19 protein-coding genes are annotated in these 25222 nt (G+C 63.0%); 3 read left to right on the top strand and 16 right to left on the bottom strand.

Annotated elements, in window-relative coordinates; translation table 11 throughout:
* Positions 1-138 precede the first annotated feature (138 nt).
* Together SJ05684_RS13100 and SJ05684_RS13105 are read right to left on the bottom strand one after the other, a co-directional pair.
* Entirely contained in the window at positions 139-2376 is a 2238-nt protein-coding gene (locus SJ05684_RS13100) for a hypothetical protein (RefSeq protein ID WP_034855130.1), read from the bottom strand.
* Between the two features lie 63 nt (positions 2377-2439).
* Positions 2440-3738: an adenylosuccinate synthase gene (locus tag SJ05684_RS13105; RefSeq protein WP_034855129.1), complete on the bottom strand. Its 1299-nt coding sequence runs from the start codon at positions 3736-3738 to the stop codon at positions 2440-2442.
* A gap of 207 nt (positions 3739-3945) precedes the next feature.
* On the opposite strand from SJ05684_RS13105, the gene SJ05684_RS13110 reads away from it, so the two are divergent.
* Complete coding sequence (locus SJ05684_RS13110) at positions 3946-4836, top strand: DMT family transporter (RefSeq protein ID WP_034855171.1); 891 nt, start codon at positions 3946-3948, stop codon at positions 4834-4836.
* Between the two features lie 82 nt (positions 4837-4918).
* Here the strand turns inward: SJ05684_RS13110 and serA are convergent, their stop codons facing one another.
* From serA to tolQ, 13 genes are all read right to left on the bottom strand, one after another.
* On the bottom strand, positions 4919-6514 hold the full coding sequence (gene serA / locus SJ05684_RS13115; protein WP_034855128.1) for a phosphoglycerate dehydrogenase: 1596 nt from the start codon (positions 6512-6514) through the stop codon (positions 4919-4921).
* A 75-nt stretch (positions 6515-6589) separates the two neighbouring features.
* Positions 6590-7768, bottom strand: a complete 1179-nt coding sequence (locus SJ05684_RS13120) for a phosphoserine transaminase (RefSeq protein ID WP_034855127.1) — start codon at positions 7766-7768, stop codon at positions 6590-6592.
* Positions 7769-8043: 275 nt separating this feature from the next.
* On the bottom strand, positions 8044-8871 hold the full coding sequence (locus tag SJ05684_RS13125; RefSeq protein ID WP_502587499.1) for an outer membrane protein: 828 nt from the start codon (positions 8869-8871) through the stop codon (positions 8044-8046).
* A gap of 177 nt (positions 8872-9048) precedes the next feature.
* Positions 9049-9813 (bottom strand): outer membrane protein, encoded by a 765-nt coding sequence (locus SJ05684_RS13130; protein WP_034855126.1) that lies wholly within the window; start codon positions 9811-9813, stop codon positions 9049-9051.
* Between the two features lie 400 nt (positions 9814-10213).
* A complete protein-coding gene (gene glmM / locus SJ05684_RS13135) occupies positions 10214-11566 on the bottom strand; it encodes a phosphoglucosamine mutase (RefSeq protein ID WP_034855167.1) in 1353 nt (450 codons plus the stop codon).
* Between the two features lie 549 nt (positions 11567-12115).
* On the bottom strand, positions 12116-14053 hold the full coding sequence (gene ftsH, locus SJ05684_RS13140; RefSeq protein ID WP_034855125.1) for an ATP-dependent zinc metalloprotease FtsH: 1938 nt from the start codon (positions 14051-14053) through the stop codon (positions 12116-12118).
* 99 nt (positions 14054-14152) lie between these two features.
* Positions 14153-15496 carry a tRNA lysidine(34) synthetase TilS gene (gene tilS, locus SJ05684_RS13145; protein WP_034855124.1) on the bottom strand — a complete coding sequence of 448 codons (1344 nt, stop codon included), beginning with the start codon at positions 15494-15496 and terminating at the stop codon, positions 14153-14155.
* Positions 15497-15506: 10 nt separating this feature from the next.
* The gene (ybgF, locus tag SJ05684_RS13150) at positions 15507-16511 is read right to left on the bottom strand and encodes a tol-pal system protein YbgF (protein WP_034855123.1); all 1005 of its coding nucleotides are present in this window, start codon (positions 16509-16511) and stop codon (positions 15507-15509) included.
* A 188-nt stretch (positions 16512-16699) separates the two neighbouring features.
* Positions 16700-17233, bottom strand: coding sequence for a peptidoglycan-associated lipoprotein Pal (pal, locus tag SJ05684_RS13155; protein WP_034855122.1), 534 nt, complete (start codon positions 17231-17233; stop codon positions 16700-16702).
* Between the two features lie 356 nt (positions 17234-17589).
* Positions 17590-18897 (bottom strand): Tol-Pal system beta propeller repeat protein TolB, encoded by a 1308-nt coding sequence (gene tolB / locus SJ05684_RS13160; protein ID WP_085939078.1) that lies wholly within the window; start codon positions 18895-18897, stop codon positions 17590-17592.
* Between the two features lie 37 nt (positions 18898-18934).
* Positions 18935-20005, bottom strand: coding sequence for a cell envelope integrity protein TolA (gene tolA, locus SJ05684_RS13165; protein ID WP_034855121.1), 1071 nt, complete (start codon positions 20003-20005; stop codon positions 18935-18937).
* A gap of 9 nt (positions 20006-20014) precedes the next feature.
* Entirely contained in the window at positions 20015-20467 is a 453-nt protein-coding gene (gene tolR, locus SJ05684_RS13170) for a protein TolR (protein WP_034855120.1), read from the bottom strand.
* Between the two features lie 24 nt (positions 20468-20491).
* Positions 20492-21211 carry a protein TolQ gene (tolQ, locus tag SJ05684_RS13175; RefSeq protein WP_034855163.1) on the bottom strand — a complete coding sequence of 240 codons (720 nt, stop codon included), beginning with the start codon at positions 21209-21211 and terminating at the stop codon, positions 20492-20494.
* 541 nt (positions 21212-21752) lie between these two features.
* On the opposite strand from tolQ, the gene SJ05684_RS30400 reads away from it, so the two are divergent.
* Both SJ05684_RS30400 and ligD read left to right on the top strand, forming a co-directional pair.
* Positions 21753-22073 carry a Ku family protein gene (locus SJ05684_RS30400; RefSeq protein WP_050980020.1) on the top strand — a complete coding sequence of 107 codons (321 nt, stop codon included), beginning with the start codon at positions 21753-21755 and terminating at the stop codon, positions 22071-22073.
* Between the two features lie 9 nt (positions 22074-22082).
* Positions 22083-24677 (top strand): DNA ligase D, encoded by a 2595-nt coding sequence (ligD, locus tag SJ05684_RS13185; RefSeq protein WP_034855119.1) that lies wholly within the window; start codon positions 22083-22085, stop codon positions 24675-24677.
* 12 nt (positions 24678-24689) lie between these two features.
* Here ligD and ybgC read toward each other — a convergent pair whose 3' ends face one another.
* Positions 24690-25145, bottom strand: coding sequence for a tol-pal system-associated acyl-CoA thioesterase (gene ybgC / locus SJ05684_RS13190; protein WP_034855118.1), 456 nt, complete (start codon positions 25143-25145; stop codon positions 24690-24692).
* Positions 25146-25222: the final 77 nt, after the last annotated feature.

Consider the following 25222-nt stretch of genomic DNA (forward strand, 5'->3'; position numbering starts at 1 on the left):
CCACCCTGCCGGGGTGTTGTCTTTTCGCGTCCACAGCGCCGCGCGTCTTTTCAGACGCGGGAAAATCGCTGTAGCGCTTTGAGTTGCTGCTTTGGCCTTAAATCGAGCTCGATCTAAGGAGACCTGCAGCAGGCTCTATTACTGCCCGCTGGCAGCGGCACTGCCGAGGTTACTCCAGGCCTGCAGGGCCTTGTTGAAGACATCGGTACCGGCAGCGCCCTTCTCGAGCGTCAGCAGCGCGCGGCGCCCGTTGCGATAGGTGATCGGGATATCGATCCAGCTGCGGCTGCGCAGGAGTTCGGTATTGACCTTGGCGGCTTCCGCGAAGTCGTTGAGCGCGATCATGTGGAAATCGTCGGTGATCTTCGCCGGAACCGCGATCAGCGGATCGCCGCGGTCCTGCTCCGTACGCTTCATCGATACGCGTTGCACGCCATCGATGCTGCCGCCCTCGAAATTCGGCGGTAGCGAGAACACGAACTCGATCACGTGGCTCGCCGGCAGCGACGGATCGGCATTGCGCTTGATCGTCATCAGTGCAGTCAGGCCGCGATCCGGCACGGCGATCTGCGCCTGGATTGCCGGCTCTGGCTTGGCATCGCCGCCCGGCGATTCCTCTTTGATCGACCAGGAAACGGCGCCGGGGATGGCCGTGGGCGACGACTGGCCGAGCCGCTCCTCGTAGAGGAACATCTTCTCGCCGTCCGCAATGGAAACCTCGGGCAGGTCCGTCTCACCGGTGTTCTCCGCCGCCGTGGCCGCGGCTGCCGGATTAGGGGCGCCGTCGGCCTCCGGCTGCTGCCCGACCTCCGTCTGCGCCGCCACCGACTTGCCTTCCTGAGAAATATCCGTGCCGCTTGCGCCGGCCGGACCCTCGTCCCTCTCGGTCCCGTCCGCGAGCAGTCGCTGCGTGTATTTGGTCAAACCGAGCTCGGGCGAAACCGCGCCGGCCTCTTCATCCGGCTGGCTGGCCGGAGAACCCCCATCGGCGGTGGGGGCCGACGTTTCGGTCTCGGAAGGCATAATTTTGGCGACCATGTCCGAAAGCCAGGCATTGCCCGTTTCCCGGTTCACCCAATACGCATAGCCGCCACCGCCGAGGAGAAGCAGAATGACGGCGCCGAAAAGAAGACCTTTGATGCGGAAGCGTGAGGTCTTGGGCGTGGCACGATAGGACACGGGCGGCCGTGCCGGCTCAGCCGCAGACGCGGCGCCGACACCCTTGTCGTCCTCCTTGGCGGCCGAGTTCGCGCCGTTCTGCGCCCGATCGCCGTCCTGGAAGCCGAGCAGATCGTCGATATGGTCCCAGGCACTGCCGGCGCGCTCTTCTTCGCCGGTGGCCGTGGCCGCCTTTTCTACCGGCCAGGACCACTCGGGAATTTCCGGCTCGGCCGTCCCTTCCTTCTTCTCCGACGGCGTCGCAAAAGGATTCTTGTCGTCGAAGGACCAGGTCGCCTCGGCTTCAGACTCGGGCGCATGACCGGCCTCGCCCGCCTCGGGTTCGACTGGGTGCAGCCCCAGCCGTTCCGGCTCGCCAAGATCCCGGCCCTCGGAGGGCTCGAGCACCGGCTGCGGCTCGCTCGACGGGGCGGGGACATCGTCCCATTCCGGCAGGGCCCATTCGGTCGGCGCGGCGCCTTCCGGCTCGGCCGCGACCGGCTGCTCGTCCGCAACGGTCGGCTCAACCGGAGCCGGCTCCGCTTCACCCCGGTCCTCGTGGAGGAATGCGGCGTGCGGGCGATCCTCCGCCTGCGATTCGGCAAACTCGTCGCCGGCCGGCGCGTGTTCGACAGCGGACCCCTCAGTCGCCAGCTCCTCGGCCGGCGCATTCCATTGGGGCGCCGCAGGCGTCAATTCCGGCTCTTCTTCTGCGGCCGGCGGCTCCTCGTAGCGTTCGACGGGCGCAGTGGCGGCTTCAGGCGCTGCTTCCGCCTGCTGCTCCGGTGCCTCCGGCTCGAGTTCGGGCGCTACTCCAGCCGTGGCGTGGGGCACTTCTTCAGGAGCGGCCGGCGCCGCTTCAACGACTGCAGTTGCTGGCGGAGCGATCTCCTCTTGCGGCTCGGGCAGTGTCTGTTCCGGCTCTGCGGGCGGCACCGCCTCCGGCGCCGCGACAGGCGGCTGCTCAGCCGGCTCGATCGCCTCGGGCTCCTCGATCGCCGGCAAGGCCTCGGCGTGCTCGCTTTCGACCTCGGTAATCGCCGTTTCCAGCTTGTTGAGCTGGCGGTTGATCATGTCGTCCGATGGGCGTGGGCTCATGTTCTCGAGCTGGCGGCGCACGGCACCGCGCGCCTTCTCATAAACCCGAGCTCGCATTTCCGGTGTGTTTTCCGACAGGCCGTCAACGGTCCTGCGAATAACTGCAACAAAATCCGCCATCAGTAACTTTCTCAATTCTCAGTCACGCGGCGGCAATTACCATGCCGCCGCATTTGCGCGACACTAGTCCTCAAAAGGGTCCGTCACAAGTATTGTGTCGTCGCGCTCCGGGCTCGTGGAAAGAAGGGCGACCGGCGCGCCGATCAGTTCCTCGACCTGGCGAACATATTTGATCGCCTGGGCAGGCAGATCGGCCCATTTGCGGGCGCCGACCGTCGATTCCTTCCAGCCCTCGAGCGTAATATAGACGGGCTTGACCGAGGCTTGTTGCGCCTGGCTTGCGGGAAGATGGTCGATCTCTTGTCCATCCAGCATATAGCCGACGCAGATTTTCAACTCGTCGAGACCGTCGAGCACGTCGAGCTTGGTGAGCGCGATACCGGTGATGCCGTTGGCGGCTACCGATTGGCGCACCAGGGCTGCATCGAACCAGCCGCAGCGGCGCTTGCGCCCGGTGACGGTCCCGAATTCATGGCCGCGTTCCCCTAGGAACTGGCCGATCTCGTCATCAAGCTCTGTCGGGAACGGCCCTTCGCCGACGCGGGTCGTATAGGCCTTTGTGATGCCGAGGATATAGCCGAGCGAGCCCGGGCCCATGCCGGAGCCGGCGGCCGCCTGGCCGGCAACGGTGTTCGACGAGGTGACGAAGGGATAGGTGCCGTGATCGATATCGAGCAGAGTGCCTTGTGCACCCTCGAAGAGAATGCGAGCGCCCTTGCGGCGCTGCCGGTCGAGCAGCAGCCAGACCGTGTCCATGAACGGGAGTACCCGCTCGGCGACGGCAGATAATTCGTCCATGATCGCCTGGTGGCTGACCTCCGTCTCGCCGAGCCCCCGGCGCAGGGCATTGTGGTGCGTCAGCAGTCGGTCGACCTTGGCTGGCAGCGTGCCGAGGTCCGCGAGATCCATGACGCGAATGGCGCGGCGGCCGACCTTGTCCTCATAAGCCGGGCCGATGCCGCGGCGCGTCGTGCCGATCTTGGTGCCGCTGTTCGAGGCCGCATCCTCGCGGATGCCGTCGAGTTCGCGGTGAAGCGACAGAATGAGGGTCGCATTGTCGGCGATGCGCAGGTTCTCGGGCGTGATCTTGACGCCCTGGGCCGCAAGCTTGTCGATTTCCGCGATCAGGGCATGCGGGTCGATGACCACCCCGTTGCCGATGACGGCAAGCTTGCCGGGCCTGACGACGCCCGACGGCAGCAATGACAACTTGTAGCTGACGCCGTCGATGACAAGCGTGTGGCCGGCATTGTGGCCGCCCTGAAAGCGCACGACGATATCGGCGCGCTCCGAGAGCCAGTCCACGATCTTGCCCTTGCCTTCGTCGCCCCATTGGGATCCGACCACCACGACATTCGTCATAATCTTCTTCCTGTTCACGCGCGCATCAAGACGTTGCGCTGTTCTCAAACCCGCGCATCTATACTGTGTTGTCTTGCGGAAAGCGACCCCGTTATGCCCTGCGCGAAGCCTTTTTGAATGACAAGCGGCGGCCTTACCGCCTATACCTGCAGACGCTCTCCGCCGGCCGGCAATTCATTGCGTCCCCTCCCATACGGATCCAGTCTCGTGAACTCCAGAGCCTATTTTTATCTCGGCATCACCTCGCTTTTCTGGGGCGGTAATTCGGTTGCGGGCAAGCTGGCCGTCGGCCATATCAGCCCAATGATGCTGACGACGCTGCGTTGGTCCGTCGCGCTCGCCGTTATCCTGGCGCTGATGACGCCGCAGATCCGACGGGACTGGGAAAAGATACGCCAGCATTGGCTGCAGTTGCTTGCCTATGGCGCCGTCGGCTTCACGCTGTTCAACGCCTTCCTCTATTCGGCGGTGAAATACACGACCGCGATCAATGCCGTCATCCTGCAGGCCGGCATCCCGATGCTGATCTTCCTCTTCAATTTCGCGCTCTTCCGCACGCGCGCATCGGTCGCCCAGGCTATCGGCTTCACCGTGACGCTGATCGGCGTGCTCACCACCGCGTCGCATGGAGACTTCGCAAGTCTTTTGAGGCTGCAGCTTAATTTCGGCGACGCGCTGATGATACTCGCCTGCATCGTCTATGCGGTGTACACGGTCACGCTGCGCTGGAAACCAGCCATTCACTGGCAGAGCTTCATCGCCGTTCCGGCCTTCGGAGCGCTCATCAGCTCCATTCCGCTCCTCCTCTGGGAAGCCGGAAGCGGCGGCCTGATTCTTCCGGATGCGACCGGCTGGACGATCGTGCTCTATGCCGCGATCTTCCCGTCGCTGATGTCACAGGTCCTCTATGTCCGCGGCGTCGAGATGATCGGTCCCAACCGCGCCGGCCTGTTCATCAACGCCATACCGGTCTTCGGCACTCTGCTTTCCGTACTGCTCGTTGGGGAGACCTTCCACCTGTTCCATCTGGTGGCAATGCTGCTCGTGCTTGGCGGCATCGCCATTGCCGAGCGAGGGCGGCCGAAACCGCCAAAATGATGGTATTGGGAAGGGTGGGCCCCTCCCCAAACCCCTCCCCACAAGGGGGAGGGGAAATTTTGTTTCGTCCGAAGAGCGCCGCTCAGTCGACGTCGAAGACCAGCGGCTTGGCCTGCCGGATTGCCGGGTTGGCGCGCAGCCTGTCGAGCACGGCCTCGGAAACCGGCCCATCGACATAGAGAAGCGCGATCGCATCGCCGGCCTGCTTCTCACGGCCGAGCTGGAAGTTGGCGATGTTGACGCCGGCGTCGCCGAGCATCGTACCGATAAAGCCGATCATGCCGGGAACGTCGGTATTGGTGATGTAGACCATATGGTTGCCGACGTCCGCATCGAGGTTGATGCCCTTGATCTGGATGAAGCGCGGCTTGCCATCGGAGAAGACCGTTCCCGCGACCGAGCGCGTCTGGTTCGCCGTCGTCACCGTCAGCTTGATATAGCCGTCGAAGACGCCCGTCTTGTCGCGCTTGACCTCGGAAAGGATAATGCCCTTTTCCTTGACCATGATCGGCGCCGAAACCATGTTGACGTCGGCCACCTGGGGCCGGATCAGCCCGGCGAGCACGGCACTTGTCAGCGCCTTGGTGTTCATTGCCGCCGTCGAGCCGTCATAGAGGATTTCGATCTCCTTGATGGCGCTTTCCGTCACCTGTCCGACAAAGGCGCCAAGCACATCCGCGAGGCGGATGAAGGGCTTGAGGATCGGCGCTTCCTCCGCCGTGATCGACGGCATGTTGATGGCATTGGAGACGGCGCCCTTGACGAGATAGTCGGACATCTGCTCGGCGACCTGCAGCGCCACGTTCTCCTGCGCCTCCGACGTGGAGGCGCCAAGATGCGGGGTGCAGACGACATTCGGCAGCCCGAAGAGCGGGCTTTCGGTGGCGGGCTCCACTTCGAAGACGTCGAAACCGGCGCCGGCGACATGGCCCGACTTCAGCGCCTCGGCAAGCGCCTTCTCGTCGACGAGCCCGCCGCGGGCGCAATTGATGATGCGTACGCCGGGCTTGGTCTTGGCGATCGCTTCCTCACTCAGAATGTTGCGCGTCTTGTCGGTGAGCGGAACATGCAAGGTGATGAAGTCCGCCTGGGCGATCAGCTCGTCGAGCTCGACCTTCACGACGCCCATTTCCTCGGCCCGCTCCTTCGACAGGAACGGATCATAGGCAACGACGTGCATCTTCAAGCCGATGGCGCGGGCGCAGACGATCGAGCCGATATTGCCGGCGCCGATTACGCCTAGCACCTTGCCGGTGATCTCGACACCCATGAACTTCGATTTTTCCCATTTGCCGGACTGCGTCGAGGTATCGGCGGCGGGGAGCTGGCGGGCGACTGCGAACATCAGCGCGATCGCGTGTTCGGCCGTGGTGATCGAATTGCCGAACGGCGTATTCATGACGATGATGCCGCGGCGCGAAGCGGCGGGAATGTCGACATTGTCGACGCCGATGCCGGCGCGACCGACGACCTTCAGGTTGGTGGCGGCCGCAATCAGCTTTTCGGTCACCTTGGTGGCGGAGCGGATCGCCAGGCCGTCATATTTACCGATCACTTCGGCAAGCCGCTCCTTGTCCTTGCCGAGCTTCGGCTCGAAATCCACTTCGACGCCGCGGTCGCGGAAGATCTGGACGGCGGTTTCCGACAGTTCGTCGGATACGAGAACGCGAGGTGCCATGGAGGCCTCCTTCAAGAATCTGGTCTGATGAAAAGAGTGCTTCGCCCTCCTTGAGAGCGAAGGATGCGCATCGGATCAGGCGGCCGCCTGCGCAAGTGCCGCCTTCTGGGTCTCGAAGGCCCAGGTCAACCAGGGCATCAGGGCCTCCAGATCGGCGGTCTCGATCGTCGCGCCGGCCCAGATGCGAAGGCCGGAGGGCGCATCGCGATAATGGCCGATGTCGAAGGCGACGCCCTCCTTGTCGAGGAGCGCGACCACGCCCTTGGCGAAAGCTGCCTGCGCATCCGCGTCGAGCCCCGCCACATCCTTGTCGACGATCTTCAGGCAGACGGAGGTGTTGGAGCGCGTTTCCGGCTTGGCCGCAAGGTTGGCGATCCAGTCGTTTGCCGCGACGAAGCGGTGAATGACCTCGGCATTGGCATCCGCACGCGCGATCAGCGCCTTGAGGCCGCCGAGCGACTTCGCCCACAGAAGCGCGTCGATATAATCCTCGACGCAGAGCATCGACGGCGTATTGATCGTCTCGCCGGTGAAGATGCCTTCGATCAGCTTGCCGCCCTTGGTCATGCGGAATATCTTCGGCAGCGGCCAGGCGGGGACGTAGCTTTCCAGCCGCTCCACCGCACGCGGGCTCAGGATCAGCATGCCATGGGCACCCTCACCGCCCAGTACCTTCTGCCAGGAGAAAGTGACGACGTCGAGCTTGGAGAAATCGAGCGCCTGGGCGAAAGCGGCCGAGGTTGCGTCGCAGATTGTCAGCCCCTTGCGGTTAGCCGGGATGAAATCCGCATCCGGGACGCGAACGCCCGAAGTCGTGCCGTTCCAGGTGAAGACGACGTCCCGGTCGAAATCGACCTTCGAGAGATCCGGCAGTTCGCCATAGTCGGCTTCGAAGCGCCGGACGTCGGCAAGCTTCAGCTGCTTGACCACGTCGGTGACCCAGCCTGCACCAAAGCTCTCCCAGGCGAGCACGTCGGCGCCGCGGGCGCCGAGCAGCGACCAGAGCGCCATTTCGACGGCGCCAGTGTCGGAAGCAGGCACGATGCCGATGCGGTAATCAGTCGGAACTTCGAGAATTTCACGGGTAAGATCAATGGCTTGCTTGAGCTTCGCCTTGCCGACCTTGGCGCGGTGCGAACGACCGAGCGCGGCATCGGAAAGGGCTTCGAGCGTCCAGCCGGGACGCTTCGCGCAAGGACCAGAAGAAAAACGGGTATTGGCCGGGCGCAGGGCCGGCTTGGCAGGCTTCGTCATATGCTATCCTCTCAGATAGAAAGCCCCTCGTTGGGGAGGGGTGTCCCGCCGTCGCAAATATTTCGTGACAGAGAGGAAGTCAAGCGGCTTGCGTCGCGTTTGAGGAAATTTATGGCGCTTCGAGCAAATCACTAGCGCATCGGCCCGAGAACCGTACTCGATTTTCGGAAAGTTCGATGCGCTGCTTCAAAGAGTTCCAGCGACCTTGCGCATCTGAAAAGACGCGCGGCGCTCGCGACGCGCTTCAGGTCTTGAGGCAAGCCGAGCCGCGGCAATCAGAATGCGAAACGTAGGCCGACGCGGATTTCGTGCCGGGTGAGTCCGTCATCATGGCCCTTGGCGCCGGTTGCACCGGCAAGCGCCTCCGCCCCGAAGTCGAACATGTCGCCGCCGGCAATGCGCGAGAAGCGATAGCCCAGATCCAATTTCAGTCGATCGGTAAAATCATAGGAGACGCCAGCCATAAGCGCATAGGTGAAACGCCAGCTGTCGCGCCCCTTGAAGGAGGCTGCGCCCGCCGAACCGGCACATGCACCTCCGGCCGCGATACAGGCCGAGCTTTCATGAACCGTTTTCCAGTCGATATGGACTGCGCCAAGGCCGACACCGAGATAGGGCGTGAAACCCGCGAGCGTTGCGAGATCCACATAGCCATTCGCCATCAATCCGAGTGCGGAAAAATTGGCGCTGTGGGAAAAGGAGCAGGAGGTTCCGGCCCCCTCGCCCGCGCAAGGCGTGGCCGTAAGCGATGACCCATCGAAACGGCCCTCGAAATATTCAGCCGTGACATCCCCACGGAAGATATCCGTGAACTGATAACCAAGACCGATCGCAACCGCGACCGGCCGATCGAAGCGGGCGCTGTCGAAGGGAACGATCTCATAGCCGGCGCCATCGAAGTTTCGGTAGTAAGGGTCGCCCTCCTCACGCCACGGCGCATAGCTCATGTCGCCGCGCAGATAGAGCCGGCCACCAGCCGTTCCTTCGGGCGAAATGGTGATCTCCGGCGCGTTGAGCAGATCCTCGTCGGCGGCCTCTGCCGTGCCGGAAAGCAGCAGGCCGGCACCCAGAGCCATGCCGCAAATCCCGTTCCGCCAATCCATAGTCCCGCCTCTTCACCATTGCGAACGCCGGCGGAGATGCCGGCATGACCGTTGGCGTTAACTATTGGCCGGGACAAGTTAACCGCGGGTTAACTATGTTTATTAACTGCGGCATTTGGCAAAAAGGGCCGCCTCTGCGACCCTTACGAAGTGCGGCAATGTTGAGCCGTCGGCACGCTATTGTAGCGAGTAGCGCATGCCGAGCTTGAAATCGTGCGAGGTAATGTCCTCGAAGTGCATCGGCGGTGACGAGAAGTTCCCGTCATAGCTGCGGATGGTGCCGGTCCGCGCATTGCCGAGATCGACATAGCTGTAGCCGAAATCGACGGCCAATCGATCGGTCGCCTGATAGGCGACGCCGGCATGCAGCGCCCAGGCAAGGTTCCAGGTCGGATCACTGCTCGCCGAGGCGACGCCCAGATTCGGTACGTTGATGTCGCGGAAATTCGAAATCCTGTTGCGCGACGCACCGATGCCGGCGCCGACATAGGGCTTGATGCCGTTCCAGTCGCCAATGTCCACATAGACGTTCGCCATCAGCAGCCATTCCGATTTGGCGCCGTCATAGTCGTTGGTGCCGTCCCACACTCCGTCGCCATCCTCATCATACCGGTCGAGGGCAGCGAAATCCGCTTTTCCACGGTATTCGACAATGCCGTCGAGGCGCAGCCAATCATTGAACTGATAACCGATGCCCACTCCCCCCAGCGGCGCGCTGTCGAAGCTACCGCTATCGAGGAACTGGTGCACGGCGACGTCGTCGAACGCCCCGTTCTCGAGATGACCGAGCCGCTGATTGCTCATACCAAGATGGCCGCGCAGATACCATCCGCCGGACAGGACGACCGGCGGGTCGCCGGGATCCGCGATATAGAGATCAGCGGCCGCTGCGGGTGTGCCGCCCAACAATGCAGCAATGGTCGCAATCAAGAACTTGTTCATAACATGCTCCGCGATATTCTGGGGCCCACGGCGTCTCGCCGGAGCGGTCATGCAACTTCGGTTGCATCAGAATTCGCATGCGACGGTTAATTTCGGATTAAGCATAGAAATTCACTTTGTTTTTTAACCAACGCTGATGTTGTGCACCATGCCTCCGACGATAGATGAAAGGACCGGCAATCGAGGGCGACCCCTTCGACCGCACCTTTCAAGGCGAACTGTCGCCTTGGGATAAAACCCATTCGAATTAAATAACTTACACCGGGACAGAATGAGCTGCAGCGCGCCCGTCCCGCAAAAATCACCTCTTTATAGGAGGCGTCCGAGCGGGCCGTGATCCAGCCCGCTCGGGATCAAACCATTAGAAGTAGAGACGCGGAGGCCGCGAAAGAGCCGCAGGTCAGGCGGCGCTGCGAACACTGCCGATCACATTGACCAGCTCGTCGACGATCCGCTCGACCTTTCCGCGGTCGTCGCCTTCGGCCATCACGCGGATCAGCGGCTCGGTGCCGGAGGGGCGGATCAAGAGACGTCCGCTCTTCGCAAGCTCCGCTTCAGCGTCGGCAATCGCCTGGCGCACCGTCTCGTCCTCCAGCGGCTTGCCCGCCGAGATGCGTACATTCTTCAACACCTGCGGCACCGGTTCGAAACGCTGGCAAACCTCACTCACGGACTTGCCCTGCCGCTTGACAACAGCAAGCACCTGCAGCGCGGCCACCAGCCCGTCGCCGGTCGTGCCGAAATCGGAGAGCACGATATGTCCGGACTGTTCGCCGCCGACATTCAGCCCGTCCTGACGCATCTGCTCGACCACATAGCGGTCGCCAACCTTGGTGCGATGGAGCTTCAGTCCACGCGACTTCAAGTAACGCTCGAGCCCCAAGTTCGACATCACCGTCGCAGCAATGCCGCCACCCTGCAGCATGCCGTCGGAGGCCCAGCTGTCGGCAATCACCGCCATCAACTGGTCGCCGTCGATGACCGATCCGGTCTCGTCGACGATCACCACCCGGTCGGCATCGCCGTCCAGCGCAATGCCGATATCCGCACGGACTTCGTGCACCTTCTTCTGCAGGGCTGCCGGATGGGTCGAGCCGCACTCGAGGTTGATATTGACGCCGTTCGGCTCCGTGCCGATCGTCACCACCTCGGCGCCGAGTTCCCAAAGCGCGGATGGCGCAACCTTGTAGGCGGCGCCGTTGGCGCAATCTATGGCGATTCGCAGGCCTTGCAGCGTGACATCGCGCGGCAGCGTCCGCTTCGCCTGTTCGATGTAGCGATAGATGTCTCCGTCGACGCGCTTGGCGCGGCCGATATCCTCGGGCTTCGCCAGCTGAGCGGTCATGTCCTGATCGAGAAGCTCCTCGATTTTTTCCTCGATCTCATCGGAAAGCTTGTAGCCGTCGGGCCCAAAGAGCTTGATCCCGTTGTCGCGGAAAGGATTGTGCGAGGCGGAGATCATCACGCCGACGTCGGCGCGCAGGGACCGCGTCAGCATCGCCACCCCGGGCGTGGGGATCGGCCCGAGCAGGAAGACATCGAGGCCGGCCGCCGTGAAACCAGCGACCATCGCGTTTTCGAGCATGTAACCGGAAAGGCGGGTGTCCTTTCCGATCACCACGCGATGGCGGTGTGCGCCGTTGCGGAAAATGGTCCCGACGGCGACACCGACACGCATCGCGAGATCCGCCGTCATCGGAAAAATATTGGATTGGCCGCGAATGCCATCGGTGCCGAAATATTTGCGCTTCATCTGTACTCCATCGTCCCGCATCGCCAGGATCCCTTTTGCCGGCCGCGTCTTCTTTGCTGTTCCACGACCGGTTTTCATCTTCCGGGACCTCGCCACTGCATGTTCCTTAATCGACCTCGAGCCAAGGGCAAAGACATGCAGCAGTTCAAAATGCTACGGTGACCTCTGCGCTCCGAATAGGACGCGCGGCACTGTAGCGGACCTTCCATCCAAGGACCGGCAAGCAAATGCGCCGCCGCCCCAATTCTCAAATAACGCGCTGCCCGGAACATTCGGACAACGGGTCGCCTTGTGCCATCTTTGGCACAAAAGCGCGACCAACGGCAGCAAACCTATCATCAGAAATCATTACAGCGCGTTACCTACTGCATGTCTCCGTAAAACTGATCTCGATTTACGGAGACATGCAGTAGACTCAAAGTGCAACAGCGTGCGCTTATGATAGGCGCGCGAACCTTTGGGCGCCGATGTATAGAACCAAAGATCATGCGAGAAAAGGCCGCCGCCCCTTCCGGAGCGGCGGCCTTGATGGTGGTTCTGGCGGGCCTTTTATTGCGGCTGAGGCTCGAAGCCGCCTTCGGGCTCTTCGCCCTTGGTGCCGACTTCCTTCTTCGTGCCGGCCGAAGGCACGGCCGATCCGCGATGCGGCGGCGTGTCGTCGCCGAGATCGCGGGCCGGCTTCTCGCCGCGGATCAGCGCCTTGATCTCGTCGCCGGTCAATGTTTCGTATTCGAGCAGTCCTTCCGCGAGCGCAACGAACTCACTGTGGTTGTTGGTCAGAATGCTGCGCGCCGCCTCGTAGGCGTCGTCGATCAGGCGACGGATCTCGTTGTCGATCTTCTGCGCGGTCGCTTCGGAGACATTCTTCTGCTGCGCGACGGAATGACCGAGGAAGACCTCCTGCTGGTTCTCGCCATAGGCGACCTGGCCGAGCTGGTCGGAGAAGCCCCATTGCGTCACCATCGCGCGTGCGAGCTTCGTCGCCTGCTCGATGTCGGAGGAGGCGCCGGAGGTGATGTTCTCCTTGCCGAAGGTCAATTCCTCGGCGACGCGTCCACCCATCATGATGGCAAGCCGCGAGATCATCCACTTGTAACTCATGGAGTAGCGGTCGCCCTCGGGCAATTGCATAACCATGCCGAGTGCGCGCCCGCGCGGGATGATCGTCGCTTTGTGCAGCGGATCCGCCGAGGGGACATTGAGCGCGACGATCGCGTGGCCGGCCTCGTGATAGGCCGTCAGCTTCTTCTCGGCCTCGGTCATGGCGGAGGAGCGACGCTCCGCGCCCATCATGATCTTGTCCTTGGCGTCCTCGAACTCCTGCATGGTGACGAGACGCTTGTTGCGCCGCGCCGCCATCAGCGCCGCCTCGTTGACGAGGTTCATGAGGTCCGCGCCGGAGAAGCCGGGCGTGCCGCGGGCAAGCACCTTGAGATCGACATTGGGTGCGAGCGGCACGTTGCGGACGTGCACCTTGAGGATACGCTCGCGACCGTTGATGTCCGGGTTCGGCACCACGACCTGCCGGTCGAACCGACCGGGGCGCAGGAGCGCGGGGTCGAGCACGTCGGGACGGTTGGTCGCGGCGATCAGGATGATTCCCTCATTCGCCTCGAAGCCATCCATTTCGACCAGCAGCTGGTTCAGCGTCTGCTCGCGCTCGTCATTGCCGCCGCCGAGGCCCGCACCGCGGTGACGACCGACAGCGTCGATCTCGTCGATGAAGATGATGCAAGGGGCGTTCTTCTTCGCCTGCTCGAACATGTCGCGGACGCGCGAGGCACCGACGCCGACGAACATCTCGACGAAATCCGAACCGGAGATGGTGAAGAAGGGAACATTCGCCTCACCCGCAACGGAGCGGGCAAGCAGCGTCTTGCCGGTTCCGGGGGGGCCGACGAGCAACACGCCGCGCGGGATGCGTCCACCAAGACGCTGGAACTTCTGCGGATCGCGCAAGAATTCGACGATTTCCTCGAGGTCCTGCTTGGCTTCGTCAACGCCCGCGACATCGTCAAAGGTCACGCGGCCATGCGCCTCGGTCAGAAGCTTCGCCTTCGACTTGCCGAATCCCATGGCGCCACGCGAGCCGCCCTGCATCTGACGCATGAAGAACAGCCAGACGCCGAGGATCAAAAGCATCGGCAGGAGAGTGCCGATATAGCTCAGGAAACCGGAGGAGCCGTCGGCTTCCGGACGCACCGTCACCGTCACGTCCTTCGCCTCCAGCCGCTCGGTAAACGCAGTGTCTACGGCAGGCGCATAGGTCTGGAAGGTCGAGCCGCTCTCGGAGTAGCTGCCGATCACCTTGGAACCGGTGATCACCACTTCTTTGACGCGATTGGCATCGACGTCCTTCAGGAACTGCGAGAAGGGAATTTCACGCGACCCCGCGCGCTCGGTCGGCTGCTGGAACATGCTGAATAGCGCTATCAGGAGAAGCGCTATGATTGCCCAGAGGGCAAAATTTCGAAAATTAGGGTTCATCGAACTCCCCGGAACCTGCCGCAGCCCGGCTTTCGCCGGACCATACTCGTGTTCCCTAACATAGGGTTCCCGCAGTGCCTTGCCAAGGCAAACCGCTGGCTACCCTTCCTTTTCCGTCAAAACATCATGAACCGGCGGAGCCGGGTATCGATCGCGCCCGAACAGTACGGCAATGGCATCAGCCATGATCCTGTCGAAACCGGGCAAAAAGGTGTCATAAAGCCCGATACGGCACTCGATCACCGCTGCCTCGCCCCCTGAGGTTCCGGCCTCCGCAGGCACGATGCGAGGTGCCACTTCCGAGACCTTTTTTGCAGCCCCCTTCGGCAGTCCTGCGTCAATAAGCCTCTGCCGCAGCGCGGCGCCGTCCGCGCCCGCGCTGACCGTCAGGGCGGGTCCCCGGCTCGTGATGCTGAAGCGCCCGTCCCAGAGGCCCTCGCCGCCCGGTTCGATGCTAAGGACGGGAAGATTGCGGGGCTCCCGGAAGAGATAGAGACCGCGGCGACGCCGGTCGAAGACCACCCGTCCGGCCGTCATGCGGCCCGGCGCGCCCGATTGCAGAAAACCTGAGAGCCTCTGGATCGTTCCGCGCGCCGGCAGGTGGTCGCGCCCCCCGAGGACCGCAGCAACCGACATCAGCGCGCGGCGCCAATCCGGGTCGTCCATCTTCCCCGCCTCGGCTGTCGCAATCTCCGCCACCAGCGCCCCGTATACCTTGACACGTTCCTCGATCAGCGCCGCCGCTCTTGCCGAGGAGGTCGCCCGTTGCGCCCCGCTCCAAACGGTCGCCGACGCGCTATCCGACGCATCCAGATCCGCCCGCAGGCGAGCGCGCTCGAATTGAGGATTGACATTGCTCGGATCGTCGGACCACCCGATGCCCCGCGCGTTGAGGAAGGCGCGGATCTCTGCGCGGTGGATGCGGAGGAACGGCCTTAGAACCCAAATCTTCCGGGCATACAGCATGGTTGGCGCCATGCCTGCGGCGCCCTGTCCCTCGCCCATTTCGCCTTCGACCGGGTGGCGTGCGCCGCGCATGGCGATGGTCTCGCGCTGATCGTCGGCCGTATGGCCGGTGGCGATGCAATCGGCGTCAAGCGCGCTGGCCGCCACGGAAAGCAGTTCGTAGCGCTTGTTGCGCGCCGCCGCCTGGATGCCGGTCCGGGGCTTGTTGCCCTCCCAGCGAAGAATGTGATGAGGAATGCCGAGCTCGGCGCAGAACCTGCCGACCGCTTCGGCCTCAGCCGCAGACCCTGGGCGTAACGCGTGGTCAACGGTGCAGGCGGCAAGGGAGAAGCCGTTCTTCACTTCCGCGATTGCCGAATGCAGGGCGAAGAGCAGGCCCATGGAATCGCTGCCGCCGGAAACGGCGACGAGTATCCGGCCGGGTTTTACGAAGGATGTGAGAAAACGTCGGGCCGCATCGAGGACGGCGTCGGGCATCAAATGGGCCTCAGCAGCCGAAGCGGCTTTGCTCACTGGTCACCTTCGCCTTCACGGCGGCCGATGCCTGGGGATAGCGCTTGTTCACCTCGCGCAATGTCGCGCAAGCCGTTTCCTTGTTGTCGAGAGCCCCGAGTGACATGCCGAGCTTCAGAAGCATTTCGGGTGCCTTGGGCGATTTGCCGTAGGTCTGGTGAGCGTTCAGGAAGGTCTTCGCCGCATCGCTGAACTTGCCCTGCGAATATTGTGCTTCACCCATCCAGAAGCTGGCATCAGCCGCGTTTTCACCCTCGGGAAAAGCCTCGAGGTATTGTCGAAACTCCTGTTCGGCCAAACCGTAATCGCCAGAAAGCACATGGCCATAGGCAGCCTGATAGAGATCGCCCGCATTGCCGAGCGCAGCCGTCTGCTGGCCCCCTGCCGCATTGCCGCCGATACCGGGCGTAACCTGGGCGGCCGGGCCGGTATCAACGCCCGGCAGCGTGGCGTTTGCACCGGGCTCGATATCCGTGGTGGCCGAGACCGGATTGCCGTTCTCGTCGAAAATGATCTGGCCGAGCGACGTCGGCGGCGGCGCGGCGCCTGGATCTCTAGCGGCCAGATCGCCATTGGCCGGAGCGGCCGGTGCAGGACTTTCCGTCACCTCGGGGGTGACGGATGCCTGGTCGTTCGTCTTCGGCGCCTCAAGCGCGCCACTTTTCTGGCCGGAGGACCTGCCGTTTTCGAGATCCTGGAAGCGGAACTCGTTATCCTCCTGGAACTTCCGGATCTGTTCCTGCATCTGCAGGAGTTGGAAGCTCATTTCCTCGATACGCCCGTTGAGAGAGCGGATCTGTTCCTCGAGCTGGCCGATCCGACCGACGTCGGCCGATTGCACTTGCACCACCGGCACGTCGCCTTTGCCGGCTCCGGTCACGCGGGCAAAGAACCCGGAGAGCGGCATGGCATTCGCCATTGGGCCGAGGCTCGAAAGGGCCGTCAGACCAATCAGTCCTGCCACGACAAATTTCTTCATATCATTTGTCCTGTTCGAATCCGATTACTCCCACCCCGATCGCGCCGCAGTACATTCGCCGATTCCTTGGGGTGAGCGCCGCACAGTTTTCCAATTGCCGTGAAAAAGCAACGGAGTTCGGCCAAAGTGTGGTAAAAAAGCAAAAGGGCGGCCCCAGGGCCGCCCTCTGCTTCCATAAGGACTGAAGATCAGCTTCCGGCTCCGCCGAGAACAGTGACGGCGCGGCGGTTTTGCGACCAGCAGGAAATGTCGTCGCACACGGCCACAGGCTTTTCCTTGCCGTAGGAGATCGTACGCATGCGGTTGGCGGGAACGCCGCGGCTGACGAGATAGTCGCGGGTTGCGGCGGCGCGGCGGGCGCCAAGCGCAAGGTTGTATTCGCGGGTGCCGCGCTCGTCGGCATGGCCCTCGACGGTGATCGCGTAGTTCGGATATTTCGCCAGCCATTGCGCCTGACGGTCGAGCGTTGCCTGGGCATCGGCGCGGATCGAGCTCGAATCCGTGTCGAAGAAGATACGGTCGCCCACATTGACGGTGAAGTCCTGCTGCGAACCCGGCGTTGACGCTCCGGCACCGCCGAGGCCGAGGCCGGCAGCGTCGTTCGGCAGGTTCTTCTTCGAGGCGCAGCCGGCAAGGGCAAGCGTCATCACGAGGGCGATCATGACCGGATTGCGGGCAACGGTCTGCAGGCGGCTTGCGGCCGGGGTGTCAATTCGGCTCATGGGGCCGGGTCTCCTTGAGAAGTGTCATAAGAGAGGTGTCTGAATTCACGGTTGCCAGACTGTAACCGGAAGCGGTTAATTGCTCTTCAACGGATATGGTTAACGAAACGGAAATATGTGTGGGAAGCCCGCTACACCAGCACTTTGCGGCGAGAAAGCGGCACATCGACCGCATTCCACGCCGCAGCTGTGGATATCCCGCCCCTTTACTGCGCCTTGCGCTCTTCAGGACACGCCAAGGACACTGCACGTCTTTGAATTTGCGCATCGTGGTTTCCGAAAATCGGGTCCGATCTCGGGCCGATGCGTCAAGTTCCGGGGCCGGCGGAATTCAAACCGGCATAGCTGAACGCGCTTTACTCCATCAGCGGCGACCAGGCCGGGTCGGAGGCAAAGCCCTGGGTCTGGACAAGCTGCTCGTTATAGCCCGTGAGGTCGATGGAATAGAGCTGCGGGCCACCGGCGCCGGCATTCTGGCGGAAGAACATCAGCACGCGGCCGTTCGGCGCCCAGGTCGGCCCCTCGTTGTGGAAACCGGTGGTAAGGATGCGCTCACCCGAACCGTCCGGCTTCATCACGCCGATCGAGAACTTGCCGCCCGACTGCTTGGTGAAGGCGATGAGATCGCCGCGCGGGGACCAGACGGGGGTGGAATAGGAGCCGTCGCCGAAGGAGATACGCGTCTGCCCGGAGCCGTCGGCAGCCATGACGTAGAGCTGCTGCTTGCCGCCGCGGTCGCTTTCGAAGACGATCCGGCTTCCGTCGGGTGAATAGGACGGCGACGTGTCGATCGCGGCGGTGTTGGTCAGCCGCGTCGTCGTGCGCGAGCGCAGGTCCATCGTGTAGATATTGGCGTTGCCGTCCTGCTGCAGGCTCATGATCACCCGCTGCCCATCCGGCGAGAAGCGCGGAGCGAAAGTCATGCCGGGGAAGTTGCCGACGACTTCGCGCTGTCCGGTTTCGAGCTGCAGCAGGTAGACGCGCGGCTGCTGATCCTCGAACGACATATAGGTGATTTCCTGCCGGTTCGGCGAGAAGCGCGGCGTCAGCACGATGTCGTTCGTATTGGTCAGCGCGCGAGCATTGGCGCCGTCCTGGTCCATGATGGCGAGCTGGCGCTTGCGCGCATTCTTCGGGCCGCTTTCGGCGACATAGACGATACGGGTGTCGAAATAGCCCTTTTCGCCGGTAATCCGCTCATAGATCGCGTCAGCGATGATATGGGCGACGCGGCGCCAGTTTTCCGGCTGCGTATAGAACTGCTGGCCCAGCATCTGCTGTCCGGCGAAAGTGTCCCACAGGCGGAACTCCGCCTTCAGCCTTCCGTCGCCCTCCTGGGTGACGCGGCCGATGACGAGCGCCTGGGCGTTGATCACCTTCCAGTCTTCGAAGCGTGGGGCGGCATCCGGATTGGAGATCTTCTCGATGAAGGCGCCCTTGTCGACCGGCGCGAAGAGTCCGGAGCGTTTGAGGTCGGCGGCAATCACATCGGAGATCTTCTGACCGAGTTCGCCCTGCAGGAAGTCGGTGACCGCGATCGGCAGCGGCTCGACATTGCCCTTGTTGATGTCGATCTCCACAATCGCATTGGCCGGTGCGGCAAAAAGCGCCCCGGCAAACATCAACATGAGAAGACGGAAAAGATTGCGTCTCAGCATTTCCATGAAGCCTTTCAGCGTTGCATCCTTTTAGAGCATCGAGTTAGAGCATCGAGCTCGGATCGAAGTTGACCACGACCTCGCTCCACGTGTCGTATTTGTCGGCCGGCAAACCCTGGAAGGGTGCGGATTTGAGAATGGCGCGGCGAGCACCGCCCATCAGGGCGCGGCGCGCCGCATCGGAGCCGCCGGTCGCCTCGACTTCCGGCTCCCCAATCAATTCGCCGTTGGGATCAAGTCTCATCCGCACCGTGATGCGCACATCCGCTGCGTCGGCCATGCCGGGGATAATGGACCAATTGTTCTGGATCTGCCCACGCAGTGCGTCGATCTCGCTCTGAGAAAGCTTTTCACCCGAAGTCGTCTTCTTGCCGCCGAGCGCAGCCTCCTCGGTCGAGCGCTTCGCGCCGCCGCCGGAGGATTCTTGCTTGTTGAGCAGCGCGGCGATTTCGTCGGCGTTGAAGTCGCTCTCCTTCTGCGAGCTCGCTTTCTTCTGCTCCTTCTTCGCCTCTTCCTTCTTGCGCTCGGGCGTCTTGGCGGTCTGTGCCGGTTTTTCGACCTTGGGCTTCGCCATTGGCGTCGGCACCTTGTCGGGCAGAGCCTCGGCCTCGGGGCTTTCCGCCGGCTTCTCCTCGACCGGCGCCGCTTCCGGCTTCACGTCCGACATCACCTCCTGCTTCGGCTCAGGCAGCGCAGCAACTTCCGTCGCAGGCTCGGAAGCCGGCTTCGTCTCTTCGACTTGCTCGATCTCCTCCCGGACCGGATCGGGGGTCGGGGGAGCCTTCTCGGTCTTTTCCGGGGCGGCGGCCGCTTCGTTCGGCACCGGCTTGGCGTCGGGCTTCGGCGGCGACTTGATGTCCACATCGTTGTCGCCGACATTCTCGGCGTTCTCGACGGGCGTCGGCTTCTTGGTCGGAACGGGCGAGGCCTTTTCCTTGGCCGGCGCTTGTTTGTCGCCCTGCTGGATCTGGGTGATCGATTCGACCGGCACGATGTCGACCGGCAGCGCCTCGACATCGGCGACCTCGAATTCGGCCGGGCTGCCGAGCGACACCAGCGCCCAGGTCAGGACCAGGACGTGGAGGACAGCAGATGTAGCAAGACTGCCCTTCATGGCCTGGGATCACTTTTCCTGTTCTTGGAGCGTTACGAGTCCGAGATTCTTGAAGCCGGCGGCCGAGATGCGCGCCATGACCTTCATCACCGTGCCGTAATCGGCATTGGTGTCGCCGCGCACATAAATGCGCTCGTTATAGCCGGTGGTGGCGATCGCCTCGAGCTTCGGCACGACCTCGTCGATGCCGATCGGCGTTTCCTGCAGGAAGATCTCGCCGGCCGGATTGACCGAAACGGTGATCGGCTGGGTGTCCGCGTTCATCGCCTTCGCCTGCGTTTCCGGCAGGTCGATCGGCACGCCGACCGTCATCATTGGCGCCGCCACCATGAAGATGATCAAGAGCACCAGCATGACGTCGACGAGCGGCGTCACGTTGATTTCGCTGATCGTGGCTCTCCGGCCGCTGCGCCGGCGGCGCCCGCCGCCCGACCCCTTGGCTCCGCCAACTGCCATACCCATAAGCGTGGTCTCCGTTCCCGGCGATTACTGCGCAGCCTGGCGCGAAGGCTGCAGCTTCTCGTCGATCTGCCGCGACAGGATGGCGGAGAACTCGTCGGCAAAAGCTTCCATGCGCGCCGCCAGCTTGCCTGCGTCCGCGGTGAACTTGTTGTAGGCGATGACGGCCGGGATAGCGGCAAGCAGGCCGATCGCGGTCGCCAGCAGCGCCTCGGCGATCCCGGGCGCAACGACGGCGAGGTTGGTCGACTTCGAACCGGCGATCGCCTGGAACGAGGTCATGATGCCGACGACGGTACCGAAGAGGCCGATAAAGGGAGCCGCCGAGCCGATGGTCGCCAGCGAGCCGAGCCGCGCTTCGAGGCTTTCGGATTCGCGGGCGAGCGTCACGTCCATCGCGCGGTCGATGCGCATCTGCAGGCCGATCGGCGAACGAGCGCCGCGCTCGAAGCTCTTCTTCCACTCGCGCATCGCCGAGACGAAGATCGCGCCCATGCCCGTCGTGTTCCGATCCGAAAGCGTGCGATAGAGCTCCTCCAGCGACTGTCCAGACCAGAAGACCTGCTCGAAACTGTCGAGCTGGCGCCGGACGCGCCCGTAATTCAGCGACTTGTCGACGACGATCGCCCAGGTCCAGACCGAGGCTCCGATCAGACCCAGCATGACCAGCTTCACGACAAGGCCCGCCTGCATGAACAGCGACCAGAGGGTCACATCGCTCGTCGCGGCCAATCCTACCTGTTCCATCGATTCAGTCCCCGAATCCAAATACCCGGCAGAGCGGCTCATGCTCATGACCGGGTTGCCCAAACGTCTTTTGCAAGTATGCCCCGGCATTGCCAACCATCGCGGCATTGCGATCTTTTGCTTTAGCCTGCCTTCTTGCCGTCAATTTTGGTCAAAGGATGACGTGCACTGCACAAATCCTGATACACAGATTAAGACACCGTTATAGTTAAAGGAGTATTACCGAACGTCGCCACAGGCGGAACTTCACCGCGATTTGAACGTTTCGGTTCCATGTTTTTAGGCCGCCGAGACAGACTCGGGAACCGCCAGCGCCGCAATCCGGCCGCCGCGAAGAATGAGGTGTGGCGATGGTAGCGCGCGCATTGTGGAAAGGTCAGCTTCGCCTCTCCCTGGTCCCCGTCGAGCTCTTCAGCGCGATGCGGACGGGGGCTCGAATCTCGTTTCGCCAGATCCACAAGCCGTCCGGCAAGCCGATCCGCTATCAGAAGTTGGCGGAGGCATAGGGCCGGTCGACGTCGAGTCGCGCAAAGCCGATCCGATGTTCTCGGAGATCTCCGGGAAGAAGGCGGAGAAGGAACTCCTGGAGGTCGCGACCGCGCTCATCGACCGCAAGTCCGCACCCTTCGATGTGGGGGCCTTCAAGGACAACTACGCGGCCGCACTCCAGGATCTGGTGAAGCGGAAGGTGAAGGGCAAATCGGGGCGCGTCGAGATCGAGAAGGAGGAGCGCGTGCAGCGGCGCGGCGAGAATGTCGTCGACCTGGTGACCGCGTTGAAGAAGAGCCTGGAGGGCAGCGAAGGCAAGAAGACCAAGGCGCAATCCTCGTCGTCCGGTCGCAGCCGGCGGAAGTCGGCGTGAGGAGCGTCCATGGCCGCGCGCAGCGAACCGCTTTCCGAATATAATCGACGTCGCGATTTCACCCGGACGCGTGAACCGAGGGGAACCGTCGCGCGAGGGCATCAGGGCAGAAAGCGCTTTCTCGTCCAGAAGCACGACGCGACCCGGCTACATTTCGACTTCCGCCTCGAATGGGAGGGCGTGCTGAAGAGCTGGGCCGTCACGCGGGGGCCGAGCCTCGACCCTGAAGACAAGCGCCTTGCCGTGCGCACGGAGGATCACCCGCTCGCCTATGGCGATTTCGAGGGCACGATCCCCGAGGGTGAGTATGGCGGCGGCACGGTGATGCTCTGGGACACCGGCTGGTGGGAGCCGGAAGGAGACCCGACCGAGGGGCTGAAGAAGGGCAAGCTCTCCTTCCGCCTCTACGGCAGTCGTATGCAGGGCGGTTGGGCGCTTGTCCGCATGCGGCCGCAGAGAGGCGAGAAACGCGAAAACTGGCTGCTCGTCAAGCAGAGCGACGGCCACGCCCGCGAGGACGGCGATACGCTCGTCGAAGACCAGGTGACGAGCATCCGCACCGGCCGCACGATGGAAGAGATTGCCGCCGGCAAGGGCGAAGGACAAGCGCGCGTCTGGCATTCGAACAGGAGCACGGCGGCCAATCTCAAGGCCGGTGCGATTGCCGAGAGCGTCGATCGGCAGAGGCGCCGGTCGCGAACCTCCGCGAAGGCACCGAGCTTCCGGCCGCCTCAGCTTGCGACGCTGGTGACAAAGGCACCCGCCGGAGACGATTGGCTGAGCGAGGTGAAGTTCGACGGCTACCGGCTGATTTGCGCTGTCGGCGGCGATGGAGCGCGCTGCTACACGCGCAACGGCCTCGACTGGACCGGGAAATTCCCCGCGATCGCCTCCGCGCTTGCCGAACTCGACTGCAAGTCGGCGCTGATCGACGGCGAAGTGGTGGCGCTGTCGCAGGAAGGCTCCAATTTTTCGGCGCTCCAGAAGGCACTCAAGACCGGTGCCAGCACCCGTCTATACGCCTTCGACCTGATCGAACTCGACGGCAAGGACCTGAGTCGTAAACCGCTCGTCGAAAGAAAGGCGAAGCTGAAGGCGCTGCTCGACACACTCGGCGTGACGGCAACGGTCCAGTACAGCGAGCATGTGCGCGGCAACAGCGCGCATGTGCTTGCCGCCATGTGCAGGGCCGGGCAGGAAGGCATCCTCGCCAAGGAGGCGAACGCTGCCTATCGCAGCGGTCGAACGCGGAGCTGGCTGAAGGTCAAATGCACGAAACGCCAGGAATTCGTGATCGGCGGCTATACACCCTCGTCGAAAAAGGGCCGACCCTTCGCGTCCCTCTTGGTCGGGACCTTCGAGAGCGGCAAGCTCGTCTATCGCGGCGGTGTCGGTACCGGTTTCACCGGCAAGGCGCTCGAGGAACTCGCTGCGCTTTTCGCCGGGCGCAGACGCGCGACGCCGCCCTTCGATGCGGTGCCGCGGGAACGAAGCCGCGATGGCGTGTGGCTGAAGCCGGACCTGGTGGCGGAAGTTGATTTCGCCGAGTTCACCGATGACGGCCATATCCGCCACGGCTCGTTCCAGGGACTGCGAGAGGACAAGGAGGCCAGGGCCGTGAAACTGGAAACGCCGAATCCCACAACCGCCAAGGCCAAGACCGGCACGAACAAATTCCCGGCAACGAAGAGCGCCAGGCGCACGCCGAAGGGCGAGGACGAGGTGCTCGGCATCCGCATCTCCAACCCCGACCGGATCCTCTTCCAGGGCCAAGGCATCAGCAAGATCGATCTTGCCCGCTACTATGCCGTCGTCGCCGAGCGGATGCTGCCGCTCGCGGCCGATCATCCCCTCTCCCTGGTGCGCTGCCCGCAAGGGCGGCAGCGGAAGTGCTTCTACCAGAAGCATGCGAGCGACGGCTTTCCGAACGACATACGGGAGGTTCCGATCGAGGAAGCATCCGGCGAGACCAAGAACTACATGTATCTGCACGGTGCCGAGGGGCTGGTCGCCGCCGTTCAGATGGGGACCCTCGAGTTTCACATCTGGGGTTCAACCATCGACAAGCTGGATCAGCCGGACCGCCTGGTCTTCGACCTCGATCCCGACCCTAGCGTCGCCTTCGCCATTGTGAAGCACGCGGCCGCGGCGCTGCGAGACGAGCTCGGCGGGATCGGCCTGACCTCCTTCGCCCTGGTGACCGGCGGCAAGGGCCTGCATGTGGTCGTGCCGCTTGTTCGCCGCGCCGCCTGGGACGAGGTGAAGCGCTTTGCCAAGGCGATCGCGCAGCGTTTCGCCGATCGCGATCCCGACCAATTCGTGGCCACCATGTCGAAGGCCAAACGAAAGGGCCGGATCTTCATCGATTGGCTGAGAAACGAACGCGGCGCCACGGCGATCGCCCCCTATTCCACCCGTGCGCGGGAGGGCGGGCCGATCGCCACGCCGGTCGGATGGGGCGAACTCGAAGCCCTGGATGCGGCCAATACTTTCCAGATGGCCGACATCCTCAAGCGGATCGAAAGCGACACGGATCCCTGGCGGGAGTTCGGCAAGGCCAGGCAATCGTTGACGAAGAAGGTGCTGGAGGCGGTCGGGGGCTGAGGGCGTTCCGGCTCAGGCCGCCGCAGTCTGGGCAGCCAGAAACTTCGCGGCCAGCGCCTCCGGCAGCCGGCGAGGCCGGCCCTGACCGTTTATCACCGCAATAATGACCTTTGCCGCAATCAGCAGCGCATCGCCGCGCCGGATTTGTTGGTGCAGCACCATCTTGGCGCCGCCGGCCTTATCGGTCACGGTTTCGATCGTCAGCACGTCATCCATCCGCGCGGGTGTCTTGAAGTCGATTTCCATCCGATGAACGACGAAGACGAGCCCCTCCGAATCGCCCTCGATCGCGAGCGATGCCTGTTCGACCCCGAGCAGCCTGAGATAATCGGTCCGGGCCCTTTCCATGAAGTGAAGATAGCGGGCGTGATAGACGAGGCCGGAAAAATCGGTGTCCGCGTAATAAACCCGCTGGATCAGTCGATGGCCGGTTTCGGTCAACTCGCCGGCAAGCGAAATCAGTGACATGGCGTTCTCCGGGAGGATTTGCTTTCCTGTGCAGGATCGAAAAGGCAATTGCAAGTATTTGTAGCTTTGTCACAATC

Origin of the sequence: Sinorhizobium sojae CCBAU 05684, assembly GCF_002288525.1 — a bacterium.
In the GTDB taxonomy this organism is placed as follows: domain Bacteria; phylum Pseudomonadota; class Alphaproteobacteria; order Rhizobiales; family Rhizobiaceae; genus Sinorhizobium; species Sinorhizobium sojae.